The 19111-nt window shown below is 66.8% G+C and carries 16 protein-coding genes; 5 read left to right on the forward strand and 11 right to left on the reverse strand.

Annotated features, from left to right (window positions below):
• Positions 1-72: 72 nt before the first annotated feature.
• A complete protein-coding gene (locus tag ASF80_RS14245) occupies positions 73-1884 on the reverse strand; it encodes an ABC-F family ATP-binding cassette domain-containing protein (protein WP_056312357.1) in 1812 nt (603 codons plus the stop codon).
• 39 nt (positions 1885-1923) lie between these two features.
• On the reverse strand, positions 1924-2721 hold the full coding sequence (locus tag ASF80_RS14250) for a phosphotransferase (protein WP_056312360.1): 798 nt from the start codon (positions 2719-2721) through the stop codon (positions 1924-1926).
• Positions 2722-2853: 132 nt separating this feature from the next.
• On the opposite strand from ASF80_RS14250, the gene ASF80_RS14255 reads away from it, so the two are divergent.
• The 4 genes from ASF80_RS14255 to ASF80_RS14270 all read left to right on the forward strand — a co-directional run bounded on the left by ASF80_RS14255 (position 2854) and on the right by ASF80_RS14270 (position 6975).
• On the forward strand, positions 2854-4209 hold the full coding sequence (locus tag ASF80_RS14255; RefSeq protein ID WP_056312362.1) for an HNH endonuclease signature motif containing protein: 1356 nt from the start codon (positions 2854-2856) through the stop codon (positions 4207-4209).
• Between the two features lie 285 nt (positions 4210-4494).
• Positions 4495-5061 (forward strand): hypothetical protein, encoded by a 567-nt coding sequence (locus ASF80_RS14260; protein ID WP_157521098.1) that lies wholly within the window; start codon positions 4495-4497, stop codon positions 5059-5061.
• A gap of 68 nt (positions 5062-5129) precedes the next feature.
• Complete coding sequence (locus ASF80_RS14265; protein ID WP_157521099.1) at positions 5130-5891, forward strand: hypothetical protein; 762 nt, start codon at positions 5130-5132, stop codon at positions 5889-5891.
• A 253-nt stretch (positions 5892-6144) separates the two neighbouring features.
• A complete protein-coding gene (locus ASF80_RS14270) occupies positions 6145-6975 on the forward strand; it encodes a hypothetical protein (RefSeq protein WP_157521100.1) in 831 nt (276 codons plus the stop codon).
• Positions 6976-7063: 88 nt separating this feature from the next.
• On the opposite strand, the gene ASF80_RS14275 is transcribed toward ASF80_RS14270, so the two are convergent.
• From ASF80_RS14275 to rsmA, 7 genes are all read right to left on the reverse strand, one after another.
• The gene (locus ASF80_RS14275) at positions 7064-8185 is read right to left on the reverse strand and encodes a sugar-binding protein (RefSeq protein ID WP_056312368.1); all 1122 of its coding nucleotides are present in this window, start codon (positions 8183-8185) and stop codon (positions 7064-7066) included.
• Positions 8186-8248: 63 nt separating this feature from the next.
• Positions 8249-9607, reverse strand: coding sequence for a multiple monosaccharide ABC transporter permease (gene mmsB / locus ASF80_RS14280; RefSeq protein WP_056312370.1), 1359 nt, complete (start codon positions 9605-9607; stop codon positions 8249-8251).
• Entirely contained in the window at positions 9604-11124 is a 1521-nt protein-coding gene (gene mmsA, locus ASF80_RS14285) for a multiple monosaccharide ABC transporter ATP-binding protein (RefSeq protein ID WP_056313585.1), read from the reverse strand. The genes mmsB and mmsA overlap by 4 nt, the downstream gene beginning before the upstream one ends.
• A 155-nt stretch (positions 11125-11279) precedes the next feature.
• Positions 11280-12266, reverse strand: a complete 987-nt coding sequence (locus tag ASF80_RS14290) for a LacI family DNA-binding transcriptional regulator (protein WP_235560008.1) — start codon at positions 12264-12266, stop codon at positions 11280-11282.
• A 151-nt stretch (positions 12267-12417) separates the two neighbouring features.
• Positions 12418-13350 carry a 4-(cytidine 5'-diphospho)-2-C-methyl-D-erythritol kinase gene (locus ASF80_RS14295; RefSeq protein WP_056312374.1) on the reverse strand — a complete coding sequence of 311 codons (933 nt, stop codon included), beginning with the start codon at positions 13348-13350 and terminating at the stop codon, positions 12418-12420.
• Positions 13351-13363: 13 nt separating this feature from the next.
• Positions 13364-14431, reverse strand: a complete 1068-nt coding sequence (gene mgrA / locus ASF80_RS14300; RefSeq protein ID WP_056312376.1) for an L-glyceraldehyde 3-phosphate reductase — start codon at positions 14429-14431, stop codon at positions 13364-13366.
• 9 nt (positions 14432-14440) lie between these two features.
• Complete coding sequence (gene rsmA, locus ASF80_RS14305; RefSeq protein WP_056312378.1) at positions 14441-15310, reverse strand: 16S rRNA (adenine(1518)-N(6)/adenine(1519)-N(6))-dimethyltransferase RsmA; 870 nt, start codon at positions 15308-15310, stop codon at positions 14441-14443.
• A gap of 55 nt (positions 15311-15365) precedes the next feature.
• Here rsmA and ASF80_RS14310 point away from each other — a divergent pair, with 55 nt between their 5' ends.
• Complete coding sequence (locus ASF80_RS14310; RefSeq protein ID WP_056312379.1) at positions 15366-16643, forward strand: MFS transporter; 1278 nt, start codon at positions 15366-15368, stop codon at positions 16641-16643.
• On the opposite strand, the gene ASF80_RS14315 is transcribed toward ASF80_RS14310, so the two are convergent.
• Entirely contained in the window at positions 16625-17509 is an 885-nt protein-coding gene (locus tag ASF80_RS14315; RefSeq protein ID WP_056312381.1) for a TatD family hydrolase, read from the reverse strand. The genes ASF80_RS14310 and ASF80_RS14315 overlap by 19 nt on opposite strands.
• A 2-nt stretch (positions 17510-17511) precedes the next feature.
• Entirely contained in the window at positions 17512-19089 is a 1578-nt protein-coding gene (gene metG, locus ASF80_RS14320) for a methionine--tRNA ligase (protein ID WP_056312382.1), read from the reverse strand.
• Between the last annotated feature and the right edge of the window lie 22 nt (positions 19090-19111).

The raw sequence follows: 19111 nt of genomic DNA on the forward strand, positions 1-19111 counted from the left end.
GAACCCCGCCCAGAGCACAGCGCATCGCACTGCCACCGTATTCCCACGGAGGCAGGATCGCGAGGGGTCAGTTCAGTCGAGCTCCTCCGTCAGCTCGAACCAGCGGAGTTCGAGCTCCTCGATCTCGGCCTGCTGATCGCTGATCGACTTCATCTTGTCGCCGAGGCCGGCGAAGTCCGACTGGTCGTGATCCGCGAGAGCGGTCTTCGCCTTGTCGACCTGCTGCGTGAGCTTCTGGATGCGACGCTCCAGCGACGCGACCTCCTTCTGCGCTGCGCGCAGGGCGGCACCGTCCAGGCTGGGGGCCTTCTTCTCTGTGTTGACGGCGGTCTGCGACTTGCCCGGCGCCGAGGTCTGCAGCTGACGCAGGCGCAGGTACTCGTCGACCCCTCCCGGAAGGTGTCGCAGATGCCCGTCGAGGATCGCGAACTGCTGATCCGTCACGCGCTCGAGGAAGTACCGGTCGTGGCTGACGACCAGCAGGGTTCCCGACCACGAGTCGAGCAGGTCCTCGATCGCCGCGAGCATGTCGGTGTCGAGATCGTTGGTCGGCTCGTCGAGGATCAGCACGTTCGGCTGGTCGAGGAGCACGAGCAGCAGCTGGAGGCGACGCTGCTGACCACCCGAGAGGTCCTTCACCGGAGTCGAGAGCTGTGCGGAGTCGAAGCCCAGGCGCTCGAGCAGCTGCCCGGGGGTGAGCTCCTGTGCCTTGGATCCCGAGCCCATCGTGTACGACGTGCGCAGACGCGAGATCACGACGCGCACCGGCTCGCGCCGCACGTCCTCAAGTTCGTCGAGGCGCTGGGTGAGAGTCTTGACCTTCACGGTCGTGCCGCGCTTCACGCGGCCGACGGTGGGCTCGACAGTGCCCGAGATGAGTCCGAGGAGCGTCGACTTGCCGGCGCCGTTGACACCCAGGATGCCGGTGCGCTCCCCCGGCGCGATGCGCCATTCGACGTCACGCAGCACTTCGCGCGTGCCGCCGTCTGCCGTCGGGTAGGTCACTCCGACGTCGAGCAGGTCGACGACGTCCTTGCCGAGGCGAGAGACGGCGAGCGACTGCAGCGACACCTTGTCGCGGATCTCGGGCACGTCGGCGATCAGCTCGTTGGCCGCGTCGATGCGGAACTTCGGCTTCGCGGTTCGGGCCGGAGCTCCTCGGCGGAGCCACGCGAGCTCCTTCTTGGCGAGGTTCTGGCGCTTGGCCTCGGAGGCGGCCGCCATCCGGTCGCGCTCGACGCGCTGCAGGATGTAGGCGGCATAGCCTCCCTCGAAGGGCTCGACGATACGGTCGTGCACCTCCCAGGTCTCGGTGCAGATCTCGTCGAGGAACCACCGGTCGTGGGTCACGACCATGAGTGCGCCAGAGTTCGGGCTCCAGCGCTTCTTGAGGTGCCCGGCGAGCCAGGTGATGGCTTCGACGTCGAGATGGTTGGTGGGCTCGTCGAGGGCGATGACGTCCCAGTCGCCCGTGAGCAGCTTGGCGAGCGAGACACGACGACGCTGGCCACCGCTGAGGGAGCCGATCTCTGCATCCCAGGGCAGGTCCTTGAGCAGTCCCTCGATCACATCGCGGATGCGGGGATCGCCGGCCCACTCGTACTCCGGGGTGTCACCGACCACTGCAGCGCTGATGGTCAGGTCGTCGCTGAGGGTGTCGGCCTGGTCGAGGACTCCGATGGTCGTGCCGCCGCGCACCGTGACGCGGCCCGAGTTCGGTTCCTTGATGCCGGCCAGCATGCCGAGGAGGCTCGACTTGCCGTCGCCGTTGCGGCCGACGATGCCGATGCGGTCACCTTCTTCGATGCCGAGGGTCACGGAGTCGAAGACGACCCTGGTCGGATATTCGAGGTGAAGGGCTTCTGCCCCGAGAAGATGTGCCATGTTGCTTCCCAGGGTAGCCGGGCGCGCTGTGCACGCAGGTCAGACTAGGGCGGCCTCGATCGCAGGAGCATGGCGCGCCTGCATCCGGTCGTCCCAGTGGCCGAGGAGTTCGAACGTCGCGATCCGGAAGGCGAGAGCGCGGACCAGGAGCTGCCGGCCCACGTTCCTGGCATCTGCGAGCCGGATCATCTCGGCGGGCTCGAGGTCGTGCCAGCACGCGGCGTCGGCGAGGACGATCGCATCGCCGAAACCGACCGGACGCCAGTAGGGCGCCCAGTCGATGACGACCGGAGGCTGTCCCGGCTCGAACATCACGTTGCCGAGGAGATCTCCGTGGATGATCTGGGCTGTCGCCGAGACCGGGCGGAAGGCGGCGATCAGACGGCGGAGGGTCGCGTTCGCGGGCGGTGACTCCTCTTGCCAGGCGATCCTGTCGGATCTCGCCCACGGATCGTCGGCCTGATCGAGGAAGTCGGGGCGCTCGATTCCCCGGACCGCCTGGTGGAACGCCTCCCCCGCGTCGAGCACGTCGGTCACGCGCGTCTCATCCGCAGCGCCAGGGAGCCACTGCCAGGCCTCCCATCCGTCGACCGTCCACGCTCCGGATCGCGCCGCGATCGGACGCGGGGTGCGGAACCCCGCGGAGTGGGGCAGCCCGGCGAGGACGATCGCCTTCCACACCGTCTCGCCGTCGCCTGCGGACGGACGCAGCACCGTGTCGCCTGCCCGCCACGTCAGCCCTCGACCGCCGGGAAGGTTCAGGATCTCGTCCTGATGCGCGCTCCCGATTCCGAACTCGGCGAGCGTGGCGCGTGAGGGTGGGAGTGCCGTGGCCATGGATCGAGGCTATGGCAGACGGTTCTGCGAGGGAGTCGTTCTTTTGGGCACGGCCGGCCTTTTCATCCATTGCATATCGGGTATATCTCGAAACTACGTTCGAATGTCGGTGGTTGCTGATCTACTTATTGCATGACAGCACTGCTCGACGCGACGGACTCCCAGATGGCGACACTCGCCGATCTGGTGACCTCGCTGCAGATCGCGGAGGCGACGGTGAGCAGCATGATGGCGGCTCGCGACGGCCTTCTCGCGATCGCCGGGCGACTGGCGATCGACATCGCGAAACAGGGTGACCATCCTGATCGCGGCGACCACTCGATCCGCACCATCGCCGCCGAGATCGCGACGGTGCAGCACGTCAGCGATCGCACCATCGAGCGGCGGATGGCAGCTGCGGGAATGTTGATCGACCTCTTCCCGACCGTGTGGGAGGCGCAAGGCCAGGGGCGCATCAGCGCCGCACATTCCCGGGTCATCGTCGACGCCGGGTCGCACATCGAGTCGCCGAGCGCCCGCCAGGCGTACGCGACGATCATGCTTCCTCTCGCCGAGGTCGAGTCCCCCAACAGGCTGCGCGCGCTGGCGCGTCGAGTGTCCGAGCGATTCGCTCCGACGACAGTGACGGAGCGACACCGCAAGGCGCGCGTTCAGCGGCGCGTCTGGGTGACCGACGGCGAAGACGGGATGGCCGGGTTGCATGTGCACGCGCCCGCGGCGCTGATCCACGGCATGTTCGACCGTCTCTCGCAGATGGCGCACGCACTGCGCGACGAGAACCTCCGCGCGAGGCGGGAGGCGAAGCGAGAAGGACGGGACTTCGAGGCCGACGACCGAACTGTCGATGAGATCCGTGCCGACCTTCTCGCCGACCTGGTGCTCAGCGGCGCACCTGCCGGGCATGACACCGAAGACGGGCTGCTCGCAGAGATCACGGCACGCATCGAGGTCACGGTTCCGGTGACGACCCTGATGGCAGATGACGCGAGTCCGGCGTCGAGTGGCCGGATGCCGACCGGTGAAGGCTGCGTGACGCCGCCGGCAGAACTCGACGGCGTGATCCCCATCGACGCCGATACCGCTCGAAAGCTCGCGGGCACCGCCACGGGGTGGGACCGGGTGATGACGCATCCGGTCACCGGGCGGGTGCTCGCGGTCGACCGATACAGGCCCGGTAAACACCTCCGACGACATCTTCGCGCGAGAGACCAACGCTGTCGCTTCCCCGGGTGCGGGATCGCGGCACGGAAGTGCGACCTCGACCACAATCACGCAGCGTCGGCGGGCGGCGCGACCTGCGAGACGAACCTCGCCTCGTTCTGTCGACGACATCACGTGCTCAAACACCACTCCCCCTGGCACGTCGAACAGAAGCCGGGCGGACTCGTCGAATGGACGAGCCCGACCGGCCGCACCTACATCGACACTCCCCCTGCACCGAACACGGTCACCTTCACCATGTCGGACGACGTGCGCGCCCCTTTCTGACAGTTGCGACGCGCGCTGAATCCTGGGGCTGTGGACAACCTCGACGCCACGGAGCGTGATTTCACTACGGTGGCGCGGTGACTCCTCCTCAAACTCCAGTTATCTCCGCGCGCACACGCTTCGGCTCGGTTGTCAGCATCTTGCTTATGACCTGCGCTTTCGCGGGCTGCGCCTCAGCGACCATCATGACGCCCGGTCGGGACACCGACTTTGCTGCTGAAAGAGCATCGGCGGGCGCCGAGCAGGTATACCGGTTCTACATCGGTCTGCAGTGGTCGGTGAACCATGCGTGATGCGATGCGGATGCAGCGGATGCCCCTGTGCGTCAGTGCTGTCGCGCTGGGTGCTGTCGTGCTGACCGCGGCGCTCGGTTGTCTCACGGCATGCGCGCCGACGCCAGTACCCACCGCGACACCGACGGCTGCGTTCGCCAGCGAGGAGGAGGCCTACGCGGCGGCGGAAGAGGTGTACCGGGCTTACAACGATGCGGTGAACGCCCGGTCAAACGGGACTGGTGGCGCCGATGCCGATCCGCAACAGTACTTAACCGGCCTGGCACTCGAAGGCGACATCGACACCCAGAACCTTCTCGCATCAGGTGATCTGCACGTCTCTGGCGACGCAGCCATTTTGAAGTTCGCAGGAGAGACGGCCGATCTCGACGGAGACACTCCCACGATGACTGGGATTGTATGCATCGATGTCTCGGATGTCTCATTGATTGATAGGTCGGGAGCGGACGTGACGCCGCTCGGCAGGGAGGACAAGATCGCTCAGCGGGTGGTATTCCTCGGCGCAGAGGACTCACTGCGCATCTCGAACGAATCAGCCGTTGATGGACCGACATGTTGACCCGCGTGGCGTCTGCCTGCATAGGACTATTGCTGGCACTCGGCTGGGCTGCAACAGACGCAGCAGCGATGAGCACTTGCACGATAGCGGCGTCGCGCGTCGGCCTGTGCGGCTCGACCGACGGCACGTCACTCGATATCTCCGGCACGCAGGAGCAGCCCGGCGCCGACTCGAACTCGGGCTCGCCCCGCGGTGGCGGAGGGCCCGACGCGCAGCGCGGACCATCGGGGCCGAGTGACGAGGCGATCGACCTCGCCGCGTGCATGAACGACTCCGGAACGACCCGCTGTGCGCCGCGCGCGAACCAGGCCGCAGCTCCGGCGAGCATCCCTCCCGCGCCGGGCACACCCACGATCAGGATCTCGGACCTGGTGCGGTTCGCACCGGCATCCGTCCTCGCGGCTTCCGAGCCGGGAAACGTCGGAATCGCCGGCATGCCGACGAACTTCATCGGCGCAGCGACATCGCAGATCCAGAACGGTGAGCTGTTCGGCCTCCCCCTCCGCGTCCGCTTCACCCCGGCGGGATACGACTACACCTACGGCGACGGCAGCACGTCGACCGTGACGAGCCCGGGGCAGACCTGGGCGGCGCTGGGTCAGGCGCAGTTCACGCCCACCGCGACGAGCCACGTGTATCGCGGCCCCGGCGTGTACCCGGCCCGAGTTGACATCCGATACACAGCGCAGGTGGACCTCGGCGGCGGATGGATCGACGTTCCCGGGCAGCTCACGACGCCCGGTGCCGTCCAGGAGATCCGCATCCTCGAGGCCCGCACCGCGCTCGTCGCCCACACCTGCGACGAGAACCCGGCCGGCGTCGGCTGCTGAAGAACGCACCACAGCAGCACGCCAACAAGAAAGAGCCCCGGCCCCGAAGGTCCGAGCGGCCCTGTTCTGTCAGATCGCTGATCGCTTTCTCGTGCGACTCGACGATGCTCCTCGAGAGGCAGCCGCCGACCGATCCCCTCCGGCTTAAACTAGACAGGTGCCATGGAGTCGCCGGGTGTTCACGCTCTCACTAGCCAACCGCAAGGCAAAGCTGGTGCAGTCGAGAAGACGACCCGGTCGCTTCGAGCTCAGCGTGGATGGAATTGCGCAGTCCGTCGTCTCGATCACCGAACCCACCGCCCTCGAGTACAGCTACACCCAACACATCGCCCGCGCGATGGATGCCGCCGCCGAGCCTGATGCGCCGCTGTTCACCGTGCATCTGGGGGCCGGAGCACTCACGTTGGCACGCTACGTCCAGGCGACGCGCGCCGGATCACCTCAGCTGGTGGTGGAGTTCGAACCCGCGCTCTACGCCGCCGTCATCGACGCGCTGCCATTGCCTCCCGGGTCTGACATACGAGTCATCCTCGGTGACGCTCGGACGGTCGCGGACGCCGCTCTTCCGAATGAGAAGACATCGCCGGTGCAGCCATCTCCGTCCCCCGGACCTGACGACGCAGCGAGTTATCGCACCGCAATCGACACCGATTGGGTGGAGGCGTGCTTCACCGTCGTCGATCTCTGGGATGCCGCCGTCATCCGGCATCGTGTGGCCAGCCAGGAGTTCTATCGCCGGGTCGCCGCGCGCTCCGCAGCAGCGGGCGTGGTCGCCGTGAACCTGCTCGACGGGCATCCGTTCGAATACTCACGACGACAGGCCGCGACCCTGAGCACCGTGTTCGATCACGTCGCTGTCGTGCTCGATGCAGAGCCGGAAGATGCGGAAGGGCCGCTCGGCAACGTCGTCATTTTCGCGAGCGATGAGCCGCTGGACAAGGTGACCGCCTCCGCTCTGCTCGACACACCGCGACCTCATCTCCTCCGCGATGGCCCTCTGACGTCGTGGATCGCTGAAGCGCGCATCATGACAGATGCCGACGGCACAGACTCTCCCGATCCCGACGACCCCGTCTGGGGCTAGCGCACCGTGTGAAAAGTCGACCCGACATGGCAAAGAGCCGCCCGGACCCGAAGGTCCGGGCGGCTCGTCGTTGTTCGAGCGGAATCGCTTACTGGTACGACTTCACGATCTCGAGGAGGCTCGGCACGTTGGCGTAAGCCTCGGCAGCGTTCTCCTTGGTGACGATGATCGGGTCGAGCAGGTACGCCGGAACGACCTTGGCGCCGTTGTCGTACGACTCGGTGTCGTTGACGTCGACCTCATCGCCCTTCTGCAGCTGGCCGACCATCTTGATCGACTGCTCGACGAGCAGCGCGGTGTCCTTGTTGATCGTGGAGTACTGGATGCCCTCCATGATCGACTTCACCGACTCGACCTCGGAGTCCTGACCCGTGACGACCGGAACCGGCTTGCCGGCCTGCTGCACCGAGGTGATGATGGCGCGAGCAAGGGTGTCGTTCGGGGACAGCACACCGTCGACGACGGTGTCACCGCTGTACGACGAGGTCAGCAGGGTGTCCATGCGGTTCTGAGCGTTCTCCGGAAGCCAGCCCTCGGTCGCGGTCTGCGCGATCTCGGTCTGACCCGACACGACGACCAGGTTTCCGTTGTCGATCTCCGGCTTCAGCACGTCCATGGCGCCGTCGAAGAAGACCTTCGAGTTGGCGTCATCAGGCGAACCGGAGAAGAGCTCGATGTTGTACGGAGCCTCATGACCGGCACGCTCGGCGAGACCGTCGAGCAGAGCCTGACCCTGCAGCTGGCCGACCTTGAAGTTGTCGAATGCGACGTAGTAGTCGACAGCCTCGGTGTTCTCGATGAGACGGTCGTACGCGATCACGTAGGCGCCGGCGTCCTTGGCGGCCTGCACCTGCGTGGCGAGCTGCTTGCCGTCCTTCGCGCCGATGATGATGACCTTGGCGCCGTTGGTGACCATGGCCTGGATCTGGTTCTGCTGCTCGGCGACGGTGTTGCTCGCCGGAGCGTACTGGACGTCAGCCTTGAAACCGGCCGATTCCAGGCCATCGGTGAACAGCTTGCCGGCGAGAACCCAGTTCTCACTGGTCTTGTCGGGAAGCGCGACACCGATCGAGGAGCCGGCCTCGAAGCCCGCTGCGGCCTCTTCGCCAGATCCCGTGTCGGTTCCGCCGCCGCGCTCACCGGAGCAACCCGTGAGTGCGAAGGCAGCCGTCGCGACGAGCGCTGTCGCTGTGACGATGATCTTCTTCATGTGATCTCTTTCTGTGTGGTGGTGTGACGGATCCTGCGCGCGAGCACTGCGCGACGAATCCGCTTACTCGCTCCGCGTCTTGTCGACGGGCGGAGCCTGGTAAGTCTTGTTGGGCTCGAAGATCGCGTTGGCCTCCGGGTCGCTCCTGAGAGCGGACCGGCGCGTGAGCAGACCGATGAGCGAGGGGCGACCCTGCTGCTTGTTCCAGACGTCGATGCCGACCGCGAACAGGAGCACGATGCCCTTGATCATCGAGACGACGTCGGCGCCCTGACCGAGCAGTGCGAGGCCGTTGTTGAGGAACGCCATCACGAGACCACCGATGATCGAGCCGATCACCGTTCCGATACCACCGGCGACGGCAGCGCCACCGATGAACACGGATGCGATGGCATCCAGCTCCCAGCCGGTGCCGTCGTTCGGGCCGGAGGCCTGCGAACGGGCGACGAAGATCATGCCGGCCAGCGCCGCCATCATCGACATGTTCATCATGACGAAGAAGTCGACCCAGCGGTCCTTCACGCCCGAGAGGCGCGCAGCCTGACGGTTGCCACCCACGGCGTAGATGTGGCGGCCGAACACGGTGTTGCGGGTGATGAACGAGTAGATGATGACCAGGGCCAGCAGGATGAGACCAGGCACCGGGAAGCTCGTGCCCGGGCGACCGGTCGCGAACATCCAGGCGGCGACGAGCACGACGATCGAGAGCAGCACGACCTTGACGACACTGACCCACAGCGGCGCACTGTCGGAACCCATCTTGTGCTGCTGGCGACGGGTGCGGATCTCCCAGAAGACCAGCCATGCCACCGCGACCAGCGCAAGGATCATGGTCGGCACGTTGAACGGAACAGGAAGACCCACCTCAGGCAGATACCCGGTTCCGATGATCTGGAAGCCCTTGGGCACCGGGATGGTCTGCGCGTCACCGATCCACTGCTGCGCGCCGCGGAAGAGGAGCATGCCGGCGAGCGTCACGATGAACGCGGGAACCCCGACGTACGCGACCCAGAATCCCTGCCAGGCACCGACGAGCGCCCCGACACCGAGTCCGAGCACGATCGCGAGCGGCCAAGGGAGGTTCCAGTCGGCCATCGACTTCGCGACGATGATGCCGGTGAACGCGGCCACGGATCCGACCGACAGGTCGATGTGGCCCATGATGATCACCATCACCATGCCGATCGCGAGGATCAGGATGAACGAGTACTGGTTGATGACGTTGATCAGGTTGCCCGACGTCAGCGTCGCGCCGTTCGGACCGTTGCGCAGCAGCGTCAGGATCTCGAAGAGGACGATGATGACGATGAGGCTGCCCAGGATGCCGAACTGGCGCAGCGACGAGGTGCCGTTGCTTCCGAACATCTTTCGGATGTCGCCGAGGTGGAAGCCACGCTTCGTTGTCGTGAGGTCGGTGGTCATGCGGATGCTTTCTGGTTCGCGGAGGTCATGCTGCGCATGAGGGCCTCGGGTGTCGCCTGGTCGGCCGGGATGCAGTCGGTGACCCGACCTTCGAAAACGGTGTAGATGCGGTCGGAGATTCCGAGGAGTTCGGGAAGCTCGCTCGAGATGACGATGACGCCCTTGCCCTGGGAGGCGAGCTCGTTGATGATCGCGTAGATCTCGTACTTGGCACCGACGTCGATGCCGCGGGTCGGCTCGTCGAGGATCAGCAGGTCGGGGTCGGTGAACATCCACCGCGCCAGCACGACCTTCTGCTGGTTGCCGCCGGACAGCTTTCCGACACCCTCTTCGACGCTCGGCGCCTTGATGCGCAGCGCCTTGCGGTACTGCTCGGCGATCGAGAACTCCTGGCGCTCGTCGACGACGCCGCGGCGGGAGATCTTCGACAGCTTCGCCGCCACGACCGAGCGCTTGATGGTGTCGAGCAGGTTGAGCCCGAGCACCTTGCGGTCTTCGCTCACGTAGGCGAGCCCGTGCTTGATGGCGGAGGAGACGTCGGGCATCGAGATCTCCTGGCCGTCCTTGACGACCTGGCCACCCAGGAACGTGCCGTAGGAGCGCCCGAACAGGCTCATCATGAACTCGGTGCGGCCCGCGCCCATGAGCCCGGCGATACCGACGACCTCACCACGACGCACGTTGATGCTCGACCCCTTGACGACCATGCGCTCCGACACCGTGGGGTGCTGCACCCACCAGTCCTTGACCTCGAAGAACACCTCGCCGATCTCGGGGGTGCGGTCGGGGTAGCGGCTCTCGAGCGAGCGACCGACCATGCCGCGGATGATGCGGTCTTCGTTGATCTCGCCGCGCGAGATGTCGAGGGTCTCGACCGTGCGGCCGTCGCGGATGATCGTGATCTCATCGGCGATCTGCTCGATCTCGTTGAGCTTGTGGCTGATCATGATCGACGCGATGCCCTTGGCCTTCAGCCCCAGGATCAGGTCGAGCAGGTGCTGCGAGTCGTTCTCGTTCAGCGCGGCGGTGGGCTCGTCGAGGATGAGGAGCTTGACGTCCTTGTTGAGCGCCTTCGCGATCTCGATCAGCTGCTGCTTGCCGACACCGAGGGTCTTGACGGGCACGTCGGGGTCTTCGCGCAGCCCGACGCGAGCGAGCAGCTCGATCGTGCGCTGACGCTGCGCCTGCCAGTCGATCCGGCCGAAGCGGCGGATCTCGTTGCCGAGGAAGATGTTCTCGGTGATCGAGAGCTCGGGGATGAGTGCGAGCTCCTGGTGGATGATCGCGATACCGGCCTGCTCGCTGGACGCGATGTCACGGTAGCGCTGCTCCTCGCCGTAGAGCAGGATCTCGCCCTCATAGGTGCCGTAGGGGTAGACGCCGGAGAGGACCTTCATCAAGGTCGACTTCCCGGCTCCGTTCTCCCCGCAGATCGCATGGATCTCTCCTGCGCGGACGGTGATGGACACATCGGACAGCGCCTTGACACCCGGGAACTCCTTGGTGATGCTGCGCATCTCCAGGATGGGGCCTGACACGACCGGCAACGTTGCTGTGGTGCTCACAAGATCTTCCTCGCGACGGGCGGCCACACTCGATGTGACCGTTCACATTGGATTACATAGTCTACGCTCGCTCAGGCGGTGTCAAGACCACGAGCGAAATTGTGGCCTTATCGAGCGGCCGAGGATTCCCTGATGCGCAGAGTCGTCTGCAGCGGCCCGAACTGCGGCGTCTGCTCGCCGCGGATCTGGGCGAGCAGGAGACGCACGGCTCGGCGACCGAGCTCGGGGAAGTCCTGGTGGACGGTGCTCAACGTCGGCGCGACATGAGCCGCGACCGGGATGTCGTCGAACCCGACGACGCTCACATCCTCCGGCACGCGGATGCCGGCGTCGCGGAAGCCGTGCAGCAGCCCGATCGCCATCTGGTCGTTCGCGACGAACACGGCCGTGAAGTCACGACGACGCGAGAGCTCCTGCCCCGCGAAGTAACCGAAGTCCGCCGTCCAGTCTCCGCGGATCGGCGGAAAGGTCGGCAGGTCGGCCTCGCGCAGGGCATCCAGGTACCCGCGCATGCGCGACTCCGCTTCAATCCAGTCCTGGGGACCTGCGATGTGGATGATGTCGCTGTGCCCGAGACCGATCAGATGCTCGGTGGCCGTGCGCGCACCGGCGACCTGGTCGGCCGACAGGCTCACGCCGTCGGAACCCGACGCCGTCTGCAACGACACGAACGGGATCTCCACCGCCATTCCGCGCAGGACATGGAATGCCCGCACCTGCGGTGCCAGCACCACGATGCCGTCGACCTGCTCCCGGGCCAACTGTCTCAGGGCGCTCCCGATGGCTTCGGGAGTCGTGGCCGAGAGGTTCAGCGTCGAGACGGAGTACCCCTCCTCGCGCGCTGCATCCTCGATGCCGACGATCGAGGAGGTGGGTCCGAACTCGCCGACCGTCGCCGCCAGGATGCCGAGCATGTTGGACTTGCTCGTCACCAACGCCCTGGCCGCGAGGTTCGGGCGGTAGTCGAGCACCGCGATGGCGTCGAGGACCTTGGCCTTGGTCTCCGGGCGGATGCTCGGGTGGTCGTTCAGCACCCGGGAGACGGTCTGATGCGACACTCCTGCGAGGCGCGCGACGTCGCGGATACTGGGCATGCGGGCACGCTCGGAGGCCGTCGACATCACAGACCTCCTTGTATGTGCACGGTCACATCGTCTCTACATTATGTATGCCAGGCGCACCGAGCGCACGTCGAGCCGGCACCGAGCGCACGTCGAGTGGGTGCCGAGCGGGTGCCGAGACCGCTCAGGAGATGATGCGGGCGCCCTGCACGGGGCCGTGCACGTGCAGCGACTCGAGGCCGTGCTCGCGCAGCAGCGACTGCACCGTCTGCGCGCCCTCGGGGCTCGCGCACAGCAGAGCGACCGTGGGGCCTGAGCCCGACACGATCCCCTGCAGGGCTCCGGCGTGGATGCCGCGCAGGATCGTCGTCTCCAGCTCCGGGCGCTCGTACAGAGCGGCCTCCTGCAGATCGTTGTAGATGCTCTCGGCCAACAGATCCGGATCTCCCGAGCGCAGCGCCTGGAGCACGGGCGCCGGAACCTCCAGGGAGAGGGGCGGATCGTCGGCGAGAGCGCCCTCGTCATCGCGCAGGGTGTCGAGCCGGGCATAGACCACCGGCGTCGAGAGCCCCTCATCGCTCTGGACGAGCACCCAGTCGAAGCGGCCGCGGGCGAGCGCCGGGTTCAGCTGGTCACCGCGACCGGTGCCGACAGCGGTGCCGCCGTGCAGCGCGAACGGCACATCGGCTCCGAGACGAGCGCCGAGCTCGTGCAGACGAGCCGTCGAGAAGCCGGTGCCCCACAGGGCATCGCATGCGACGAGGGCCGCGGCCGCATCCGCCGATCCGCCGCCCATGCCGCCGGCGACCGGCACGCTCTTGCGGATCTCGAGCGCGACGCCGCCGTCGTACTCCGCCGCCGTGGCGAGGAGCTTCGCGGCCCGCATGGCGAGGTTCCGATCATCCAACGGCACGGAGTCGGGGTCGTCGACACCCGACACCGTGATCGAGAAGTCGTCGGCGTGCCTGGCGATCACGTCCTCGTAGAGCGACACCGCTTGGAACACCGTCGCGAGCGCGTGGTAGCCGTCGTCGTGACGACCACCCACACCGAGATAGACGTTGATCTTTCCCGGAGCGCGGACGTGGACCGAGTCGACGGGGGCGGCGAAGCTCATCTGGGTGTTCCCGTCACAGCTCCGTGGACGACGCCCACAGGTCGACGTCGATGGAGCCTGCGGCCTCGTCGATGCGGGTGAGCTGCTCGTCGGTGAAGGCGGGACCGTTCACCGCGGCGATGTTCTCGTCGAGCTGCTCGGGGCGCGACGCACCGACCAGCGCGGAGGCGACCACGGGGTTGCGCAGCGTCCACTGGATCGCCAGCTGCGCGAGCGACTGCCCGCGCTCCTTCGCGATCTCGTTGAGCGAGCGGAGCGTCTCGACCGCGGCATCCGACAGCGGAGCCTCGGGAAGCGACCCGCGCTTCTGCGCGCGCGCAGCGGTGCCGTCACCGAGGTACTTGTCGGTGAGCAGGCCCTGGGCGAGCGGCGTGAACGCGATCGCGCCCACTCCCGCCTGCTCGAGGGTCTCGGTGAGACCGTCCTCCACCCAGCGGTTGAGGATCGAGTACGCGGGCTGGTGGATCACGAGCGGCGTGCCGAGCTCGGTGGCGACGGCGACGGCTTCGGCCGTGCGCTCGGCGCTGTACGACGAGATGCCGACGTAGAGGGCCTTGCCCTGGCGCACGAGCGTGTCGAGCGCCGCGACCGTCTCGGCGACAGGCGTCACGGGGTCGGCACGGTGCGAATAGAAGATGTCGACGTAGTCGAGGCCCATGCGGGTCAGCGACTGCTCGGCGCTCGCGAGGATGTACTTGCGGCTCGCGAAGTCGCCATAGGGTCCGGGCCACATGTCCCAGCCGGCCTTCGACGAGATGATCAGCTCATCGCGGTAGGGGCGGAAGTCCTCGGCGAAGATCCGCCCGAAGTTCTTCTCGGCCGAGCCGTACGGCGGGCCGTAGTTGTTGGCGAGGTCGAAGTGCGTGATGCCGCGGTCGAACGCGTGACGAAGCAGCGCCCGCTGGTTGTCGAGCGGGATGTTGTCGCCGAAGTTCCACCACAGCCCGAGCGAGATCGGCGGCAGGAACAGGCCGGAGGTGCCCACCTGGCGGTACTCGAACTGCTGGTAGCGGCTCTCGTCGGCGGCGTACGGCCGGTGCAGCTCGGGGATGTTCGGACGGAAGCGGGGAGAGTCGGTCACGGTGCCAGATTAGTCGGTGACGACGGCGTCTTCGATCTGAGCGACGTGCCGCGCAATACGGTGATAGTCATCGACCGTGAGGTCCTCGCCACGAGCGGTCGGCGCGACTCCTGCCGCGATCAGGATCTCGGATGCCGCGGCTGAGCTTCCGAAGAGTTCGGACAGCGCCTGTCGCAGCATCTTGCGGCGCTGGTTGAAGGCGGCATCCACGATCTTGAAGGTGAGTCGGCGTTCGTCCTCCGTGCCGCGCTCGCCCTCCGACCGGTCGAAGCCGACAAGGAGGCTGTCGACGTTGGGGACCGGCCAGAAGACCTGACGAGACACGGTGCCCGACAGCTTCCACTCGCCGTACCAGGCTGCCTTGACGCTCGGGGTGCCGTAGATCTTGGAGCCGGGCTTGGCCGCGATGCGCTCGGCGACCTCGGCCTGCACCATCACGACACCGCGCTTCAGGTACGAGAAGTTCTCGAGGAAGTGCAGCAGCACAGGGACCGAGACGTTGTAGGGCAGATTGGCCACGAGCACGGTCGGTTCGCCGGGCAGCTCGGTGATGCGCAGCGCATCCGCATCGACGACCGTGAGCATCTCGGCCGGCACGCCATGCTCGACCGCCGTCTGAGCGAGTCGGGCTGCGAGCCGGTGGTCGATCTCGACGGCGGTGACGGAGGCCCCGGTCTCGAGGATCGCGAGGGTGAGAGAACCGAGCCCCGGCCCGACCTCGACGACCCGCTCCCCCGGCTGCACGCGGGCGGCATGCACGATCTTGCGCACAGTGTTCGCATCGACGACGAAGTTCTGTCCGAGCTTCTTGGTCGGGGTGACATCGAGCTCGGCGGCGAGCCGGCGGATCTCGGTGGCGCCGAGCAGGGTGACTGTCATTGCTCCATTGTCCCCCACCTCCATCAGTGTCCGAACCGGCCAGTAGTCTTCTGTGATGCCCTCCCTCGGTGAACTGATCGCACCACGGCGCATGGGCAGGGATTTCCGCTGGCTGCTCGCGTCATCGTGGACGAGCAACGTCGGAGACGGTGTCGCTCTCGCTGCCGCTCCCCTGCTCATCGCGTCGATGACGTCGTCGCCGATTCTGGTCGCCGCGGGCGCCATCCTGCAGTTCCTGCCGTGGCTGCTGTTCGGTCTGCATGCGGGTGCGATCGCCGACCGGTTCGACCGACGTCGGCTGGTGATGTTCGCCAACGCCGCGCGGGCCGTCGTGCTCGCGGGCCTCTGCGTCTTCCTGCTGACGGGCACCGCCAACATCTGGATCGTGCTCGCGGTCGCCTTCCTCTACGGAACCGCCGAGGTGTTCGTCGACACGGCCGGCAGCACACTGCTGCCGATGCTCGTGAAGCCGGCGGATCTGGGCATCGGCAACGCACGACTGCAGGCGGGATATCTGGTCGCGAATCAGTTCGCCGGCCCTCCGCTCGGCGCGTTCCTCTTCGCCGCGGGCACCGCCTGGCCGTTCCTGCTCGAGATCCTCTGCGTCCTCCTCGCGGTCGTGCTGATCTCGCGCATGGCGCGGACGCCCGTGCCTCCCCGGGCCTCGGGCGACGGCGTGAGATCGCACGTCCACACCGACATCGGCGAGGGGCTCCGCTGGCTGTGGCAGAACCCGCCGGTGCGGATGCTCGTGCTGATCATCCTCGTGTTCAACGTGACGTGGGCGGCCCCCTGGGGCGTGCTCGTGCTCTATGCCACCGAGCACCTGAACATGGGCGCCGTGGGTTACGGAGCGCTGACGACGGCATCCGCTGCGGGCGGCATCCTGGCCACGGTGTGCTTCGGGTGGCTCGAACGCCACGTGTCGTTCGCCACCCTGATGCGCGTGGTGCTGTCGCTCGAGGTGCTGATGCACCTGGCCTTCGCCCTCACGACCGCCGGGTGGGTGGCGCTCGTGATCATGTTCGTGTTCGGCGCCTATGCCTTCGTCTGGGGCACGATCTCGACCACCGTGCGTCAGCGCCTGGTGCCGGCCGAGCTGCAGGGCAGGGTCGCATCAGTCAACATGGTCGGGGTGTTCGGCGGCATGGTGATCGGCCAGGCCCTCGGCGGAGTGATCGCGGAGGTGTGGGGTCTCACGGCTCCCTGGTGGTTCGCGTTCGTCGGCGCAGCACTCACACTGCTGCTGGTCTGGAAGCCGATCTCGCAGATCGTCTCTGCGAAGCCGGTCTCCGACACCCAGGCGATCGAGATTCAGTCGAACGAGCCGTAGACCCTCAGCGTGTTGGCGGCGATCTGCGCCGACAGCTCGTCGACCTCGATGCCGAGCTCCGCCGCCATGAACCGCACCGTGATCGGCACGAGGTAGGGGGCGTTGGGCCGACCGCGCAGCGGCGTCGGAGTGAGGAACGGGGCATCGGTCTCGACGAGGATGCGGTCGAGCGGCGTCACCTTCAGGGCATCCCGCAGGTTCTGCGCGTTCTTGAACGTGACGTTGCCGGCGAAGGACAGGTGGTACCCGGCGTCGGCGCAGATCCTCGCCATCGCGTCGTCGCCCGAGAAGCAGTGGAACACGGTCTTCTCCGGAGCGCCCACGCGGGTCAGCGTCTCGAGCACCGCGTCATGCGCGTCGCGGTCGTGGATCTGCATCGCGATGCCGTGCTTCTTGGCGAGTGCGATGTGCGCCTCGAACGATTCGAACTGCGGTGCGCGGCGCTCGGGCTCGGTGCGGAAGAAGTCGAGACCGGTCTCGCCGATCGCCCGGGTGCGCGGGTGCGCGGCGAGCTCGTCGATCACCGCGATCGCGTCGCTGAGACCTACACCGCCGAGACGCCCCTGCTCGGCGTATGCGGGCGCATCGTTCGGGTGGATCGCGACAGCCGCGAGCACACGGGGGTCGGAGGCCGCGGCCTCGACGGCCCAGCGTGACGACTCGATGTCGCCCGAGGCCTGCACGACGCCCGCGATGCCCACGGCCGCCGCGCGGTCGAGCTGCTCGGTCAACGACAGCGGCTCATCGCCGTCGAGGATCTCGAGGTGCGCGTGGTTGTCGTAGACGGGCACGGCGAGCGGCTCGGGTGCCGCCGGGTACCGGATGTCTTTGCGTCCCTCGCCGTCTCGCTGCTGCACGTACGTCATGCTCAGGCGGTGGACTCCACGCGCGGGAACAGCGGCGCGAGACCGTTGACGCTCGTGCCGGGGCGCAGCACGCCCCACGAGCCCGCCTCGCGGATCGACTGGTCCTGCAGACGTCCGAGGCTCTCGGCGGCGCCGAGGGCGACCCACAGCTTCTCGGTCGACTGCGGCATGACCGGCGAGAGCAGCACCGCAAGAGCGCGCAGGCCCTCGGCGCACGTGTACAGCACGGTGCCGAGGCGACCGCGCTGAGCCTCGTCGCGCGCCAGCGCCCACGGCTCGTTCTCGGTGATGTACCCGTTGAGGGCGTCGACGATCGTCCAGATCGACGAGATCGCCTCGTCGATGCGGAACTGCTCGATCGCAGCATCCGCGTTCGATGCGGCATCCGCCACGATCTTCTGGATCGCGAGGTCCTTCTCGGCGTACTCGGCGGGCGGCGGCACGATGCCCTCGAAGTACTTCTCGATCATCGCCGTCGTGCGCGAGGCCAGGTTGCCGAAGCCGTTCGCGAGCTCGGCCTGGTAGCGGGCCGAGAGGTCCTCCCAGGAGAACGAGCCGTCCTGACCGAACGCGATCGCCGACAGGAAGTAGTACCGGTACGCGTCGGAACCGAAGACGTCGGTGATCTCGGTCGGCGCGATGCCGGTGAGCTTCGACTTCGACATCTTCTCGCCGCCGACCAGCAGCCAGCCGTGCGCGAACACGCCCTTGGGCACGTCGAGGCCCGCGGCCATCAGCAGCGCGGGCCAGATGACGGCGTGGAAGCGCAGGATGTCTTTTCCGACCACATGGTACGCGGGCCAGCGGCGGTCGAACGTCTCCTGGTCGGAGCCGTAGCCGACGGCCGTGGCGTAGTTGAGCAGCGCATCGACCCACACGTAGATGACGTGCGACTCGTCCCATGGGAGCGGGATGCCCCAGTCGAACGTCGAGCGCGAGATCGAGAGGTCTTTCAGACCCTGGCTCACGAATGAGACGACCTCGTTGCGCGCCGAATCCGGGCGCACGAAATCGGGCTGGGTCTTGTAGAGCTCGAGCAGGCGGTCCTGGAACTCGCTGAGCTTGAAGAAGTAGTTCTTCTCCTGCAGCAGCTCGAGCGGCTTCGAGTGGATCGCGCAGACCTTCAGGCCCTCGAAGGGACCGGTGCCGTCGACGATCTCGGACTCGGGCTTGAACTCCTCACAGCCGACGCAGTACAGCGCCTCGTACTCGCCCGCGTAGATGTAGCCGCGGTCGTAGAGACGCTGGAAGAACGTCTGCACGTTGGTCTCGTGGCGCTCCTGCGTGGTGCGGATGAAGTCGTCGTTCGCCACGTCGAGGGTCTTCAGCAGCGGGAACCACGCCTCGGTGACGAGCTTGTCGACCCACTCCTGCGGGGTGACGTTGTTCGCCGCCGCCGCCCGGAGCATCTTCTGGCCGTGCTCGTCAGTGCCCGTGAGCATCCATGTGTCATCGCCGCCCTGACGGTGCCAGCGCGCGAGCGCGTCGACCGCCACCGAGGTGTACCCGTGGCCGATGTGAGGCACATCGGAGGGGTAGTAGATGGGCGTGGTGATGTAGAACGATTCGCCTGCGGGCATGGGGTCAATTCTAGGTGGGAAG

The organism is Microbacterium sp. Leaf159 (assembly GCF_001423615.1).
GTDB lineage: Bacteria > Actinomycetota > Actinomycetes > Actinomycetales > Microbacteriaceae > Microbacterium.